The organism is Thauera sp. ZXT1-4 (assembly GCF_052598215.2).
Genome location: NZ_JBQWSN020000132.1, coordinates 1 through 604 on the forward strand (window position 1 = coordinate 1; position 604 = coordinate 604).

General features: G+C 63.7%; 1 protein-coding gene. It reads right to left on the reverse strand.

All coding sequences use genetic code 11. From position 1 onward, the window contains the following. Window positions 1-360: 360 nt before the first annotated feature. Window positions 361-604 (reverse strand): SOS response-associated peptidase (locus ACUH78_RS19480; protein WP_445334474.1); only part of this gene is annotated, 244 nt, incomplete at its 5' end.

Consider the following 604-nt stretch of genomic DNA (forward strand, 5'->3'; position numbering starts at 1 on the left):
TGCCGACGCCATTCGCGCATCGCCGCGGTCGCGGCGTGCATGTCGACTTTCGCCAGGCGGCGCACCTGGTCGACCGTGGGCATCGTCTGCCGGCCGGACTCTTCAAAGATCTGGCTTGCCGCGGCAAAGACACGCTCGCGGGCATCGAGGGGAAGATTCGAGGTCATGTGCCAGTCTCCGGGTGCGATTAGATAATAATCATAATAATATGATTGTTATGATTATGCAAGCGATTATCGGCCGCCGGAAACGCGCACGAAACCGGGTTTCAGCGATGACACCACGCTCGATTAAACGGCCCAGGAGCCTAGAACGCGGGATAAAGCAGGGCAGGCGGGTCGGCAGCGAAGGAATGTCGGCTCAAACGGGCTGAATCAGCCCCGCGCCCTCGTTCCTGACGTTCCCCACCGCCCTGCCCACCGCATACACCGCGAGCGCCGCCTCGGGACACGGCCTCACCAGCGCCTGCACCTGATCGGCCGCAGTCGCGCCGTTCAGCCACGCCCAGTAATCCCCCGGCGCCAGGATCACCGGCATCCGGTCGTGCAACGGCCGCATCGCCGCGTTGGCCTCGGTGGTGACGATCGTGAACGTGTCGAGCTCC